This window comes from Streptomyces sp. AA4, from assembly GCF_000158875.1.
Lineage (GTDB): Bacteria > Actinomycetota > Actinomycetes > Mycobacteriales > Pseudonocardiaceae > Amycolatopsis.
On the sequence record NZ_GG657746.1, the window covers coordinates 3,625,881 to 3,639,520 of the forward strand.

General features: G+C 70.6%; 12 protein-coding genes and 1 pseudogene. 6 read left to right on the plus strand and 7 right to left on the minus strand.

Annotation, left to right across the window (positions count from 1 at the left end; translation table 11 throughout):
• Positions 1-57 precede the first annotated feature (57 nt).
• Positions 58-867, plus strand: coding sequence for an IclR family transcriptional regulator C-terminal domain-containing protein (locus tag SSMG_RS16715; RefSeq protein WP_037717364.1), 810 nt, complete (start codon positions 58-60; stop codon positions 865-867).
• 13 nt (positions 868-880) lie between these two features.
• On the opposite strand, the gene SSMG_RS46155 is transcribed toward SSMG_RS16715, so the two are convergent.
• From SSMG_RS46155 to SSMG_RS16745, 6 genes are all read right to left on the minus strand, one after another.
• Positions 881-1,147: a hypothetical protein gene (locus SSMG_RS46155; protein ID WP_009077726.1), complete on the minus strand. Its 267-nt coding sequence runs from the start codon at positions 1,145-1,147 to the stop codon at positions 881-883.
• Between the two features lie 417 nt (positions 1,148-1,564).
• Complete coding sequence (locus SSMG_RS16725; RefSeq protein WP_037713929.1) at positions 1,565-2,530, minus strand: M28 family metallopeptidase; 966 nt, start codon at positions 2,528-2,530, stop codon at positions 1,565-1,567.
• Between the two features lie 78 nt (positions 2,531-2,608).
• Positions 2,609-4,219 carry a M4 family metallopeptidase gene (locus SSMG_RS16730; protein ID WP_009077727.1) on the minus strand — a complete coding sequence of 537 codons (1,611 nt, stop codon included), beginning with the start codon at positions 4,217-4,219 and terminating at the stop codon, positions 2,609-2,611.
• A 323-nt stretch (positions 4,220-4,542) separates the two neighbouring features.
• A complete protein-coding gene (locus SSMG_RS42445; RefSeq protein ID WP_009077728.1) occupies positions 4,543-5,190 on the minus strand; it encodes an alpha/beta fold hydrolase in 648 nt (215 codons plus the stop codon).
• Positions 5,187-5,576, minus strand: coding sequence for a RidA family protein (locus SSMG_RS16740; protein ID WP_037713931.1), 390 nt, complete (start codon positions 5,574-5,576; stop codon positions 5,187-5,189). Before SSMG_RS16740 ends, SSMG_RS42445 begins: the two co-directional genes overlap by 4 nt.
• Entirely contained in the window at positions 5,573-7,006 is a 1,434-nt protein-coding gene (locus SSMG_RS16745) for an FAD-dependent monooxygenase (RefSeq protein ID WP_037717370.1), read from the minus strand. Before SSMG_RS16745 ends, SSMG_RS16740 begins: the two co-directional genes overlap by 4 nt.
• Positions 7,007-7,106: 100 nt before the next feature.
• On the opposite strand from SSMG_RS16745, the gene SSMG_RS16750 reads away from it, so the two are divergent.
• The 4 genes from SSMG_RS16750 to SSMG_RS16765 all read left to right on the plus strand — a co-directional run bounded on the left by SSMG_RS16750 (position 7,107) and on the right by SSMG_RS16765 (position 9,906).
• Complete coding sequence (locus tag SSMG_RS16750; protein WP_009077733.1) at positions 7,107-7,754, plus strand: TetR/AcrR family transcriptional regulator; 648 nt, start codon at positions 7,107-7,109, stop codon at positions 7,752-7,754.
• Positions 7,755-7,834: 80 nt separating this feature from the next.
• Positions 7,835-8,740 (plus strand): class I SAM-dependent methyltransferase, encoded by a 906-nt coding sequence (locus tag SSMG_RS16755; RefSeq protein WP_009077735.1) that lies wholly within the window; start codon positions 7,835-7,837, stop codon positions 8,738-8,740.
• Positions 8,737-9,255: a hypothetical protein gene (locus tag SSMG_RS16760; RefSeq protein WP_009077737.1), complete on the plus strand. Its 519-nt coding sequence runs from the start codon at positions 8,737-8,739 to the stop codon at positions 9,253-9,255. The genes SSMG_RS16755 and SSMG_RS16760 overlap by 4 nt, the downstream gene beginning before the upstream one ends.
• 222 nt (positions 9,256-9,477) lie before the next feature.
• On the plus strand, positions 9,478-9,906 hold the full coding sequence (locus SSMG_RS16765; RefSeq protein ID WP_009077739.1) for a hypothetical protein: 429 nt from the start codon (positions 9,478-9,480) through the stop codon (positions 9,904-9,906).
• A gap of 119 nt (positions 9,907-10,025) precedes the next feature.
• Here the strand turns inward: SSMG_RS16765 and SSMG_RS16770 are convergent, their stop codons facing one another.
• Positions 10,026-11,942 carry a tachylectin-related carbohydrate-binding protein gene (locus tag SSMG_RS16770; RefSeq protein ID WP_009077741.1) on the minus strand — a complete coding sequence of 639 codons (1,917 nt, stop codon included), beginning with the start codon at positions 11,940-11,942 and terminating at the stop codon, positions 10,026-10,028.
• Between the two features lie 515 nt (positions 11,943-12,457).
• Here SSMG_RS16770 and SSMG_RS47665 point away from each other — a divergent pair.
• Positions 12,458-13,027, plus strand: a pseudogene (locus SSMG_RS47665) (ALF repeat-containing protein); the annotation flags it as partial.
• Between the last annotated feature and the right edge of the window lie 613 nt (positions 13,028-13,640).

Below are 13,640 nucleotides of genomic sequence, written 5' to 3' on the forward strand. Positions count from 1 at the left end.
CATCAGGAGGCGATGGAGGTCAAGGCCGGCACCGGAGCGGGTGAAATACTGCGGAGCGTGACGGCAGCCGGAAACGAGCGCGACTTCGTGCAGAGCCTCGAGCGCGGGTTCGCCGTGCTCCTCGCGTTCGACGAGGAGCGCACCAACCCCACGCTCACCGAACTCGCGACGGCGACGAACCTGTCCCGTCCCGCGGTGCGCCGCCTGCTGCTGACCCTGCAGCGGATGGGCTACGTGACCAGCGACGGGCCGCGCTGGTCGCTGACTCCGAGGGTGCTGACCATCGGCCAGCACTACACGGCGACCCGGGCGATGATCGACCTGGCGCATCCGCACCTGCTGCGGCTGGCGGAGGCGACCGGGGAGTCGGCGTCGCTGGCGGAACTCGACGGCAACGAAGCGGTGTACGTCGCCCGGGTGCCGGTGCGGCGGATCATGAGCATCAACGTCGCGGTCGGCACCCGGCTGCCCGCGCACGCGACGTCGATGGGGCGGGTGCTGCTGGCGTGGGCGGGCCCGGAGCGGATCACCCGCTATCTGGAGGAGGCGCCGCTGCGCTCGTACACCGCGCGCACGGTCACCGATCCGGCGGAACTGCGGACCGTGCTCTCCGGGGTGCGCGGCGCCGGTCTGTCCATTGTAGACGGAGAGCTGGAAGAAGGCCTGCTGTCCGCGTCGGCCCCGGTGCGCGACCGGACCGGGGCGGTCGTCGCGGCTCTTGCTTCGTCGACGGCCACCGGACGGCTCGCGCCGGAGCGCCTGCGCAAGGAAATCGTTCCGGTGCTGCTGGAAACGGCGGCGGCGATCAGCACGGACCTCGGATACGACCCGAGGCCCGTGCCGGTGAAGCGGGACGGATTCTACTGAGCCCGCTGCCGGATCATCCGATCAGCGAAGGACTTCGCGTAAGCGCCCCGTCGCGCGCGACGATCCTTCCCCGCTTCATCACCAGACTGCGCGGCGGCGGAAGCACCACGAGTTCGCCGAGCGCTTCACCGGGCAGCACGACCAGATCGGCGACGTCTCCCGGCGCCAGAGCGCACTTCTCGTACCCGAAAGCGGTTTCCGGCCCGTCCGCAGCGCCGACGGACGCTACCTGGCGGGCGTGCAGACCCACGTCGGCCGCCGGTCGTGGGACCAGGTGCATTTCTTCGACGTGACAACGGGAACGCGTGCAACCTGCCGGAATCACCTGAACTGATCCGAGGTCTCCCGGACATCCACGACGGCTCGGTCTATTTCACCCGCCCGTCGTGGAGCTGCTCGACCTGGCCGCCGGGACAATCAGCGAACACCCGCTTCCCGAGGGCTGCGAGTCCGGGGAAACGGTGCCGACCGCCCCGGCCTGGGAATCCCCCGACACCTGGCCTTCTCCCAGCCCCACCACGGTTCGACCCCCCGCGTCGTCCGATGGTGCTTGTGGCGTGCCGCTTTCGGGTATTTCGACCTGCCCGGGAGCGCGGGATATCGACCGTTCCTGATCGAACGTGGTGGAGCCGAACGCTCCGGGCCGCCGTCATCGAGGCGGCGACCCGGAGCCATTGCCGGGCTCTGGTGTTCAGCTTCAGTGCCGCGCCGCCGCGACCGGGGTGGCGACCGCCAGCTTCCACACCGCGTAGCCGATCGCGTCGGAGTTCTTCTCCAGCGGCGTGTCCGGGATGTTCGACGTCGTGTCGCAAGCGCGGTGGTAGCAGTTGTCGAACGCCGCGCCGGGCGTGCCGCCCCACTTCTCGGCCTGTTCGTAGCTCTTGATGTCGCCCGCGCCCGTCGCGAGGCCGCCGACCGGGATGCCCGCGCGTTTGAACGACGCGTGGTCGGACCGGCCGTCGCCTTCGGTGTCGCCCTCGGTCTCGATGTTGATGGAGGCGAAGTACTCGTCGAAGACGGCCTTGACCGAAGCGACGTCGTCGTAGACGAAGTAGCCCCAGTTCTTCGAACCGATCATGTCGAAGTTGAGGTAAGTCTTGATCTTCGCGCGCTCAGTGCTCGACAGCGTGCTCACGTAGTACCGCGAGCCGACCATGCCGGACTCCTCGTCGGCCCACCACGCGAACCGGACGCGTTTGGCCATCGCCGGATTGGTGCGGGCCAGGGTCAGCGCGACCTCGAGGATCGACGCGCTGCCGGACCCGTTGTCGTTGATGCCGGGGCCGGCGCTCACCGAGTCGAGGTGCGCGCCGAGCATGAGGACCTGGTTCGTGTCGCCCTGCGGCCATTCCGCGATCAGGTTCTGCGAGCGGCCGATGCAGCTCGTGCAGGTCTGGCGCTTCGTGGTGTAGCCCGCGTTCTTGAGCAGGTTCTCCACATAGGTCACCGACGCCGCGTACCCGCCGCCGCGCGGCGAGCGGGTGCCGCCGTTGTTGCGGGCGATCGCCTGGAACTGGTTGAGGTGGGTCTTGATGTTGGCCAGCGAGATGTCCGGGGCCGCGAGCGCCGAGGCGGGTGCGGCGGTGGCCGCGGGCACGCCGACGACGCCCAGTACCGCCACCAGGGCGGTGACCCCGGCGCCGAGTCTTGTCTTCCACTTCATGACGGTGCGTTCCTTCGGTTGGGGTGGGGGAGCGGGGATTGCCGGGTCCCGCGGCGAACGGGACCCGGCATCGTCAGGTCAGCGCGTCGTGCAGGTCGGCTCGCCGGACACCGCGGGCACCGAGACGGCGTTCCACGCGGCCTTGGTCGCGGTGAACTCGGTGCAGCTGCCCGGGTAGAGCGCGATCGCGGCCTGGAGCGTCGCCTTGCGGGCCGCCTTGTGGTTCCACGACGAGGTCTTCTTCAGCAGGCCGTTGTAGAAGATCTTCGCGGCCTTCTGGATGCCGATCCCGGTGACGCTGCTGTTGTTGCAGGTCGGGCTGGAAGGCTTGCCGCCGCCCGGGTTCGAGCCCTCGGCGAGCAGGTAGAACCAGTGGTTCTGCGGACCGGCCGCGGCGTGCACCTCGGTGCTCGGGATCGACGACGAGTAGCAGTTCGGGTCGCCGGCCTTCGACGGGTCGTACATGTAGCGGATCGGGCCCTGGCCGACCAGGTTGACGCCCTCGCCGACCTCGTAATCCGGCCGGTCCTTCGCGTTGTTCGCGTACGCCTCGGTCATCGCGCCGAAGATGTCGCCGGTCGACTCGTTCAGACCGCCGTTCTCGTTGCCGGAACCCGCGCCGCCCGGGGTGGTCTGGAAGATGCCGTGCCCGAATTCGTGGCCGACGACGTCCATCGACGTGGCCTGCCGCCGGTTGTCCTGCGAGTGCCCGAAGTGCGTCGAAGAACCGTCCCAGTAGGCGTTGACGTCGTTCAGGCCGACGGACGCCGGGTAACCGCGGCCGGTGCCGCTGATGCCGTCGCGGCCCAGCCAGTCCTTCAGCATCTTCCACTCGGTCTGGACGCTGAAGAGGGCGTCGACGCAGCCGGTTTCCAGGTTCGTGCCCGAGCCGTTGCCCCAGCTGTTGTCCGGTCCACTGTAGACAGACCCGCCCTCGCGGCCGCAGCTGATGCCAGGGCGGCCGGGGTCGCGCATCGAGTACGAGCTGCCGGAGCCGGTGGTGTCGATGGCGACCGTGCCGACGTAGTAGCTGTTGCCGGTGCCCGCGGCGTTCACCGCGTTCGGCTGCGCTTGTGCCGGGGATTCGGCCCCGGAGCTGAAGGTTTTGATGTCGTCACGCTGGTCGAGCACAGCGCCGGTGGCGGCGTCCACGAACACGTGGAGCTTGCTCGGCGCGGTGGCAGTGCGCCCGGTGACGACGACTTCGTAGGCCAGCTTCGGATTCGTCCCGGCCAGCACCACCTTCTCCGGAGCGCTCACACTGTCCACAGTGGGCAGTTGAGCGCGCGCGGCGGAGGCGGCCTTCGCGGCGTCGAGAACGGCCTGCGTCCCGACGGCGATGGGCGCGGTTTGCGCGACGCTGGTGTCGCGGACGTTCCCGGCCCCGTCTGCGACGACGACCGCGTCGCCGCCGACGACCCGCAGGCCCTGGTACGTGCGTTCGTAGGCGCTGTAGAAGAGTCCGGCGTCGCCCGCGGTCAGGCCGACGCGCCGGAACGCCTCCGCGGGGCCGCGGCTGAGCCCGCCGAGCCCGGAGGCGACCGCCTGGTCGGCGGCGCGAGCGGCAGCCGCGTCCGGGGACGCGGGCTGGGCCGGAGAGGCCGCGCTCGCCGGGATCGCCGGCAGCGCGAGGGACATGGCCAGACCGGCGGCGGCCGCCAAGCCCGTGGTGAGTCCGCGATGGGGCATCGAGGTCTTCCTTCCATGAAGGCAGGACGATGGGTGCGGGGAGGGAGAACGTGCCCGGCCGCTTACGGTGGGTGTGCGGCCGAGCACAGTCGAGTAAAGGATCAGCACATCGGGGCGTCAATGCTCCAAACGGACCAACGGAATGTTCCGGATTCGCCGGGCAATTGGTATCTGCCTTGCCGGTACTGGGATTTTTGGCGCGTTCGGGGCCGAGGCGACTTTCGTAGGGAATGTCCTGAGTGCCGTACCAATGTCGGAAATTCCAGGCGGCGGGGAGGGCCGCGCGCCGGGAACCGCACTTCGCCGGCCAGGGCGAAGCAAGCTCAGCGGGCCCGCTCGCCTCCGGTCAGGGCCGCGCACACTTCGGGAGCCGCCGTCCACAGTCCTAAATGGTCAGTCGTCACCGTCCGGCACTCCATGCCGTGTGCCCGGGCGCGGACGGACATGGGCGCGAAGGGGGAGTGCTCGCCGAAAAGCACGTAGCGGCTCGGCGGTCGCTGGCTCGAAGACGGCGGCAAGCGTTCTTCGTGGGTGGCGAGGTCGAGCGGCCGCAGTCGGGACGCCACGTCGGGGTCGGTGAATCCGAGCGCGGCGAGCCCGAACGGCGGCACGGTCCGGCCCGACGGGTCGTGGGACATCGCCGCGTCGGTGAACGGCCGACGCAGCATCGGCATCAGGTCGAACGCGGATTCGCCTGGCGAGGGGAGGAAAGCATCGAGATAGACCGCTTCGCGCACCTGCTCCGGATGCGCGTCCGAGACACCGGCGACGACCATCCCGCCGTAGCTGTGGCCGACCAGGACGACCTGGTCTTCGAGGAGCCGCCCGACCTCGCCGAGGTGCTGCCGCAAGCCTGAACCGGTGAGCGTGGGCGCGGCAACGGTGTGCCCTTGCTCGGACAGCAGTGCCGCGATCCGGTCCCACACCCAGCCGCCGCACCAGGAGCCGTGCACCAGGACGTAGTGGCTCACGGCGCGGGTATCTTCGCGACGACGTCGACCTCGACCAGCACGTCGGGCGCGAACAACGCGGCGACGCCGACGAGCGTGCTCGCCGGGGCCGCGGGCACTCCTTCCCGCAGCGGGCCGAAGAGCGCGAGGAGCGGTTCGGGGCGATGGTCCACCACGTAAACGGTTTCCTTGACGATGTCCTCGCGTCCGCAGCCGGCGGCAGCAAGCGCGACGTCGAGGTTCCGCGCGATCTGGCGCATCTGCGTCAGATGGTCCGCGCCGCACAGGTTCCCGTGCTCGTCCCAAGCGACTTGCCCGGAAAGGAAGACGAGGTCGCCCACGCGTACGACAGGGGTGAAAGCTCCCGGGAGGCAGTGCAGCCCGGCGGGCGCCAGGTACTCGGTCATCGCCGCGCCTCCCCGGCCCAGGCCGTGATCGCGGCTTCCCGGAGCGCGGGGTCCGGCGGATCGGTTTCGCGGCGCACCCACGCGAGGTGCCCGTCGGGCCGGACGAGAGCTTCGCCGAGATTCGCCGGCTTGGCGTCGGCCGCCGTGATCCGGTCTTTCCAGCCTTCGGCCACCTGTGCCGCGCCGTCCCCGAGGTAGCCGAAAGTGCCGCTGCGCACCAGATTCGCGCTCTCCGGATCGAGCGTCCGGGTGCCGACGAGCGGGTCGCTGTCCGGGGCCGGATAGGACGTCGACAGCGCGGACACCAGACCGGCTAGCCGGGCATTGACCTCGGGGATCTCGAGCAGCGAATCCAGCAGCCCGCGCAGCGCGGCGACCGGGCGCTGGTAGTCGGGAACCAGGGTGAGTTCGAGCAGCAGCGTCTGCGCCTGGGTGTTGTCGGTGACCAGTTGCCCGATCGGGAAACGCTCGGCGTGGTAAGTGTCGAGCAGGCCTGCCGTCGCCCAGCCGTTGATCTCGGCGGCGAGTTTCCAGCCGAGGTTCATCGCGTCCTGCAGCCCGGTGTTGAGGCCCTGGCCCGCCGCGGGGAAATGGATGTGCGCCGCGTCGCCCGCGAGAAACACGCGGCCGGAGCGGTAGTTCTCGGCCAGCCGCGTGGCATTGCCGAACCGCGACAGCCAGCGTGGTTCAGCGATCCCGAAGGAGGTGCCCGTCAGCTCCACCAGCGTTTCGCGAAACTCTTCGAAACTCACGGGTTCCGTTGCCGGGACGCGCATTCGCCGCGGACTGGTCACCACCAGGCGAGTCAGTCCTCCGGAAAGCGGCGCAACGAGCACCGGACCTCGCCCGGCCGCGGCGATCTCTTCCTGATCGACGACGGCGAAGTCGCCGAGCATCGAACTCATCGTGCCGTCCGATCCGGGGAAGCCGATGCCAGCGGACTCCCGGACCTTGCTCCGGCCGCCGTCGCAGCCCACGACATACGCCGCGCGAAGCCGGAAGTCACCGTCCGGTCCGGTGCCGACGACCTCGACCCCGTCGTCGTCCTGCTTCAGCGACACGACTTCGTGCCCGTAGACGATTTCGACGCCCAGTTCCCGCGCGCGTTCTTCGAGCAATTCCTCAGTCCGCGCCTGCTCGAGGAACAGGGTGTAGCCGTGCCGAGTGTCGAGGGCGGAGAAGTCCAGTTCCCGCGACAGGCCGGCGAAATGCCAGCTCGGGACGGTGCGGCCCTCGGCGAGGAACCGGTCGGCGAGGCCGCGCAGTTCGAGGATCTCGATGCTGCGCGGGTGCAGCGTGAGCGCGCGGGACTGCCCGTGCCGCGCGCTCTGCCGTTCGAGGATCCGGACCCGCACTCCGGCCAGCGCCAGTTCGCTGCCGAGCAGCAGTCCCGTCGGGCCTGCCCCGCTGATCACGACATCGGTGTCCACAGCCGCCTCCACTATTTTCCGAACAACGTTCATGTAAACCTTCCGCCAGTGTCCTGAGGAAGCGCGAAGCTGTCAAACACGCTGGTAGGCTCACCTCGACATGACCGCGCACCCGCCCCGTACCCGAGGCCGCCCGCCCGCCGCCGACCGCGCCCGCGTCACCGCCGCCGCGCTCCGGCTGCTCGACGAAGAGGGCCTCGACGCGCTCACCATGCGAAAACTGGCCGCGGCGGTCGGCGTCCAAGCGGGGACGCTGTACGGCTACTTCCCGACGAAAACGGCCTTGCTGACCGCCATGGCCGAAGCGATGCTGGACGGCTGCCGCGCCGCGGCCGACGGAATCGCCGAACCCCGCGAGCGGGTCCTGGCCCTGGCAAGAAGCCTGCGCACCGCACTTCTGTCCTATCGCGACGGTGCGCGGGTGTACGCGGGCACGCACGCGACCGGCCCGAACACCCTCGGCTTCGCCGAGGCCCTCAACGGCGCCTTGTGCGAGGCCGGACTCGATGCCGCGGCGGCGATGAAAACCGCGCTCCTGGTCCTGCACTTCGCGACCGGCCACGCCCTGGAAGAACAAGCAGCTCTCCAGTCCGGCCCGGACCTGGGCGCCGACATCGCCCACCTGCGCGAAGCAATCCAGGACGGCGACTATCCGCACCTGGCCGAGGCTCAGGACCACCTGACCGGAACGGATCTGTCCGAACTTTTCGAACAGGGCCTGCGGTTGCTCACCGCGGACCTGCCCTGAGCGGCTTTCCCTTCCGCGGCTCGACCTCGATCTCGGGGAACAGCACCGCTGAATCACCCGGTGCTCGCTAGAGTTCGCGCATGGCGGTGCTGGAGATCTCCGATCTGGTGGCGGAGTGGGATCCGACGACCGGAGAGCGACGTCCGGTGCTCCGGAGCGAAGCGGTCGCCGCTCTGCGCGAGGCCGGGGACGAACGGGCGGCCCGGATCGTGGAGCGGATCCCGGTCCTCGGCGACGTGCTGGATCCGGCGGCGGTCGACCGGCTGCTGATCCGGGTCCACACCGAACTGCAGCGGCTCAACGAGGAAGTCCGCATGGCACAGCGTTTCGCGGAACTGCTCGTGCCGATCCTCGCCGCGGTCCGGGCGGCCGGGATCCGCCCGCGGGTGGTGGACGTCGGGTGCGGGCTGGGGTTCCTGGTGCGCAGCCTGGCCAGTTCCGGCGTGCTCGGCCGCGACGTCGAACTGGTCGGCGTGGATTTCAATCGCGCTCTCGTCGCCGAAGCGAACAGACTGGCCCAAGCCGAGCAACTCCCGTGCACATTTGTGTGCGGGGACGCTTTCGCGCTGACGGAGGACGCCGCCGTCTACCTGTCCTGCGGAGTACTGCACCATATTCCGGCCGGTGCCCTGCCGGAATTCTTCCGCGCCCAAGACCGCGCGGGCGCCCAGGCGTTCGTCCATTACGACATCGCCGCGACCCGGCTGGCGCCGTTCGGTGCGTGGCTGTTCCACCGCGCCCGGATGCGGGAGCCGCTGGGACGGCACGACGGCGTCGCCTCCGCGCGACGCGCCCACAGCGACGCGGTGCTGCGGTCGGCCGCCGCGCGAGCCGCCGGGATGGAGATCTTTCTCTTCGAAGCGACCAGGTACCTCAACCCGCTCTGCGCGGCGATGCGTCCGGTTGTCGGCCTCCGCCCGCACTTGACCGGCGAGGTCCTGCGTGCGCTGGGCCGCCGGGCCGGCGCGTTGGCCCCAGCGGGATGAGCGTCCTGGTTCCGCTCGTGCTGGGCACCCTCGCGCTCCTCGACGCCGCCCTCGCGGGTTTCCGGGCAGCAACCGGCCGCAATGCCCTGATCCGCAAGCGTTCCTACTACCTGGCCGCCTCTCGCCGAGGTCTGGCCGGCGGCGCCGCGGGCCTGGGCCTTCTGGCGTCGCTGATCGGGGCGGCCTTGGCGTTCTCGGCCGATCCCGGCGCCCGGTACGCCGGACTGGTCGCCGCGGGTGCGCGGATGCTGCAGGTACTGGGACCCTTCGCCGCGATCGCGGTGCTTTCGCTGCTGGCGTACTGGCTGCTTCCGCTGCGGGGCAGCACGTTCGTGATCCTGATCGGTCTCGGACCGTTCACGCTGGCGAGGCCGGTGGTCGTGTTCGCCGCCGCGCTGTGGTCGGCGGCGGCGTCGAGCGACTGGCTCGCCTGGACGGTCGCGCTCGCGGCCGCGGTCGTCGTGCTCGCGGTCGAACCGCTCGTCCATCGCCGCTGGTACCGGCCAGGGGATTGACCGGGCCCGACGCGGTCTCGACACGTCCCACGACCCGGTGAACCCGGCTGGCGTGATCGAGTTTTCCGGCGAATAGTGCGTACTCGGCGGGAAATGCGCCGCTCCGGACCGCGAAGGCCTTGAGTTCCAGCGGGAAGCGGCTTCCGGCGGCGGGAGTTCTTGCGCTCCGCGGGACTGAATCGGGATCCTGGGCGCACCGAGGTACAGGGGAGGAGCTGGGCGATGGACGACGTGGAGCTGACGCATCGCGAATGCGTCCGGCTGCTCCGGTCACCCGAACGGGGCCGTCGCGGGATCGTCGCGATCGACGGGCTCACGCCCGCCCTGCGGATCTGTCTTCTTCTCGACGCGGGCGACGTGCTGATCCCGACCGGGCCGGACAGCGGGCTCGTGCGGGTGGCGGCGTTGCGCCCGGTGTCGCTGGAGTTCACCGATCAGGACAAGGACGGGCGGTTGCGCTGGACGGTCCGCGGAATCGGCCTGGCGCGGCCGATGACCGGGCTCGACGTTCCGCGTCCGGTGCCGCGCAGCACGGTTCTCGCGGCGATGCCGGACGCGTTCCGCAACGGGGTCCGGGTCGTGGTGGCCCGTTATCGCGGCAACCGCTCGGTGATCCCCGCGCCGCGAGACGGCTCGGAGCCGCGCGGGTAAATAGCTCGGTCGGACGAATTTCGGCGCCTGTTCGGGTGCTTCCAGGGGCAGCCGCGAAGGTGCCTGCGCCCGGAAATCCGAGCGCAGGCACCACGCCATTCTCAGCGCGTGCCCCGGGCTCAGCCCGCGAGGCGGCAGGAATCGGGTGCCGCGGTCATGCCGGGGAGCGTGTACCAGCCGGTGCCGATGAGCTTGCCGTTGGCGCGCCCGGTGTCGGCCCAGGTGTCGCTGGCGGGCAGGTACCGGTACCAGAGCAGACCGCCGCTGTCGGCGGAGTACGAGGTGTAGAGCACGTCGGCTCCCGGCGAGGTGATGGTCTTGAAGCCGGTCCAGCCGGTGCCGGACGGCTTGGCCCACTGGGTCCACTCGCCGGTGGCGGCGTTGAACACGAAGCGGAACAGGTCGCCGCCGGCGTTGCGGGTGTAGAGGACTCCGTCGCCCGCGGCGGCGATCAGGTTGTACTGGCCCCAGCCGTCCTTGAGGATCCGGTGCTCCCACTTCTTGGTCGCCGGGTCGTAGTTGCGCCAGTGCAGCTTGCCGTCCGGTTCGACGGTGTAGATGTGCCCGAGCGAGTCGACCGTGATGCGGTTGCGGTACTCGGCGGTGGTGTAGCGCTCCCAGCCGTGGTCGATGTCCTCGTACCACGGGGTGGGGCCGGAGTTGAGGTCCCAGTCGTTGCCGTTCCAGCGGAACCGGCGCAGCTGGCCGTTGCTGTTGGCCTGGTAGACGACGCCGTTGGGCCCGGCGACGGCGCGCCCGCTTTCCCAGCCGCTGCCGATCTGCCTGCCGTTGCCGTTGACCCAGGCGAAGCCGCCGTTGCGCGGATCGGTGTGCTGGAACAGCCACAGGGTCCCGTCGGCGCGGGTCGTGAAGATCGGCGCGGAGGCCTTGCAGACGATCGCGAGGTCCGGCACGTTCTGCCGGATCCAGCCGCCGAGGTTGTCGATGCGCGCGAGCGTGGCGCCCGGTGCCGCCTGGGCCGCGGTGAAGCAGCCGTTCTGGGTGGAGGTGCTGGCGAGGGCGACGAGTTCGGGTTGTCCGTTGTTGTCGCGGACGACGGGGCCGCCGGCGTCTCCCTTGCACGGGCCTGCCGGGCCGGTGACGTCGACCGAGGTGTCGGTGGCCGAGCCGGCGGTGTAGGACGCGCTGTGCGCCTTGGTCGGGACCCAGGTGTCGGCGGTGCGGCCGTAGCCGGTGACCTTCAGCGTTTCGCCCGCGACCGGAGCCGTGGAGCTGACCGCGACAGGGGTGATTCCGTTGACCGGGACGGAAAGCTTGGCCAGCACCAGGTCGCGGTCGGGACGCGGCACCAGCGTGGCGACGTCCGCGACGGTGCCGCGGTCGGTCTGGGCGAGGTCGGGCCGCCCGATCACGGCGGTGGTTTTCTTTGCGGGTGCTCCGGCGGGGACGGCGGCGGGGTCGTCGGCGAAACAGCGCGCGGCGGTGGCGATCCACTGGGCGGCGATCAGGACGCCGGTGCAGGAGCGTCCGTCGATGCCGGGCTGGCCGACGGTGATCTTCGCGGTGGAGGGGGCGGCGTCGACCGGACCGCTCGCCGCCGGTGCGGCGCCGGAGGTCTTGATTTCCACGAGGGTCGCCGGGCCGTTGTCGGGATCCGCGGACTCGCCGAGTTTGGTCCAGGTGTCCTTGCCGACCGGCACGGTCTGTGACTTGCCCTTGTTGGTCAGGGTCATTTCGACGGTGCTGCCGTCGCCCTTGGCCAGGAACGTGGCGGGAATCTCCAGGGACAGATAGCCCTTGGGGCCGTCCGAATCGAAGCAGAAGGTTTCCCGGACGCTGTTGCGGTTGGACACGATCCGGATGACGTCGGTCCGGTCGCCGCATTCGACGAGGCGGATGTTGCCGTCGCCGGTTTTGAGCACGATCCCTTGCTCGGCCAGGATTTTGTCCGCGCCGGGGTAGGCGTAGTCCTCGACCGCGGGGGTTTGCCCGTCGGTCGCCGCGGCGGCGAGACCGGGACTGGCGGACAGGACCATGCCTGCTGCCGCGCCCAGGGCCGGCAGCTGATAACGCATGCGCAACGGCCAGTTCCTCTCTTGTCGTTCTCGTATACGGGGTTGCCGTTCCGCCGACTGCGCAAGGGAAACCGGACTTGGCCGCGTGCGAGCACTCCCGCGCCCCTCTCGCGGGAGACGGAAGGCGTGCGATCCCGCACCGCTTCAGTGCCGAAGCGGCGCGGCCCCCCAGAACAGTCGACTTCAGGACAGGAATCGCGCAAACGCGCCGGGCGTTACACATTGCTCCGATTGGGGCGGAACGGTCACATTTCCTGTGTTGGTTCAGACCAGCTGCGGTAGCTTCAGCCGAAACCTGGAATTGGTGCGTCTTGTTCGCTGCGGGGGGCGTGCGCGACGCGAGTGTCGCGTGTGGACAGAGGGGGAACATGGTGAAGCTGGCGCGCGGTAGATCGAGAGCGCGTTTCGGGCTGGTGATGGCGACGGCGGTCGTGCTGGGGACGGGGGTGTGCGGCGCGCCGGTGGCGGCCGCGGCGGCTCCCGCGGCGGTCACGGCCGATGTACCGCCCACCGGGATGCCCGCGGGGTACGAATCTCCCGCTCCCGCAACGGATCGGGCGGGCGTGGTGCGGCTGATGACCGAGGGCGGTCCGGCGACGCGGCGGGCGGCGGAGGCCGCGCTGACCGGAACGGACCAGGACCTGCAGGCGTTCCTGAGCACCGGGCAGGGCCCGGCGCTGGACGTGGACGTGACGTTCGAGGTCGCGCGGATGATCGGCCTTGGCGGGCGGAAGCTCGACGAGGCCGTGCAGAAAGCGCTCGACAGTTCGGTCGCGGATCAGCGGCAATTCCTGAAATCCGGCTGGCAGGAGCCGTACACGGCCGATCAGCAGCTGCGGATCGGCTCGATGCTGGGCGGCGACGGCCGCAATCTCGAGGCGGCCGCGCAGAAAGCGCTGAACGCCAACACGGTCGCCGCGTTCCGGGACTTCCTCGCCAAGGGACAGTTCACCGCCCGGGAAGCGGACGACTGGATGCGGGTCTCGCAGATGCTCGGCAGCGGGGGCGCGAACCTGGAGCGGGCGGCGCAGGACGCTCTCGACGACGGCACCTGGCCGGTGCTCCAGGACTTCCTCGGCGCCGGGCAGCAGGTGGCCCGCGCCCGGGACAAGGAAGCGGCCGACATCGCCACGTTGACCGGGCAGGCGCAGGCCGCCGGGAAGTGGGCGCAGGCCGAGACGAAGGCGGCCAACGAAGCGGCCGATTGGGCGGTCGCCGCGTCGCAGCGGGCGAAGCAGGCCGCGGAGAAGGCCGCCCAGGAAACCGAAGCCGCGCACGGCAATGCGGTGCAGGCCGGTCTGGCGGCCGGCCGGGCCGCGGACGCCGCGAACGGAGCGGCGGCGGCGGCGCAGGCCGCGACGTCGGCGGCGAACGACGCCCACAAGGCGGCCGGGGTCGCGGCGATGGCGGCGGCGCGGGCCGCGTCGGCGTCCGCTGCGGCGGGCACGGCCGCGTCTCGGGCTAACACTGCGGCCGCGGCGGCGGCGCGCAACGGCGGTGACGCCGCGGCGGCCCGCAAGGCCGCGGAGACCGCGCGGGACGCGGCTCAGCGCGCGCAGTGGGCGGGCGAAGCTGCCGGGCACGCCGCGGAGGCGTCCGGTCAGGCCAAGACCGCCGCGCAGTCGACGAAATCCGCTGGTGCCAACGCTTCCGCCGCCGCAGGTGCGGCCGAGGCGGCCGGTCGGAGCGCGGCTGCGG

Coding starts and splice junctions, on each gene's coding strand:
- SSMG_RS16750 (WP_009077733.1), top strand. CDS start 7,107: ATGACCGCGCACCCGCCCCGTACCCGAGGCCGCCCGCCCGCCGCCGAC.
- SSMG_RS16760 (WP_009077737.1), top strand. CDS start 8,737: ATGAGCGTCCTGGTTCCGCTCGTGCTGGGCACCCTCGCGCTCCTCGAC.
- SSMG_RS16730 (WP_009077727.1), bottom strand. CDS start 4,219: ATGCCCCATCGCGGACTCACCACGGGCTTGGCGGCCGCCGCCGGTCTG.
- SSMG_RS16765 (WP_009077739.1), top strand. CDS start 9,478: ATGGACGACGTGGAGCTGACGCATCGCGAATGCGTCCGGCTGCTCCGG.
- SSMG_RS16725 (WP_037713929.1), bottom strand. CDS start 2,530: ATGAAGTGGAAGACAAGACTCGGCGCCGGGGTCACCGCCCTGGTGGCG.
- SSMG_RS16740 (WP_037713931.1), bottom strand. CDS start 5,576: ATGACCGAGTACCTGGCGCCCGCCGGGCTGCACTGCCTCCCGGGAGCT.
- SSMG_RS16755 (WP_009077735.1), top strand. CDS start 7,835: ATGGCGGTGCTGGAGATCTCCGATCTGGTGGCGGAGTGGGATCCGACG.
- SSMG_RS46155 (WP_009077726.1), bottom strand. CDS start 1,147: ATGCACCTGGTCCCACGACCGGCGGCCGACGTGGGTCTGCACGCCCGC.
- SSMG_RS16770 (WP_009077741.1), bottom strand. CDS start 11,942: ATGCGTTATCAGCTGCCGGCCCTGGGCGCGGCAGCAGGCATGGTCCTG.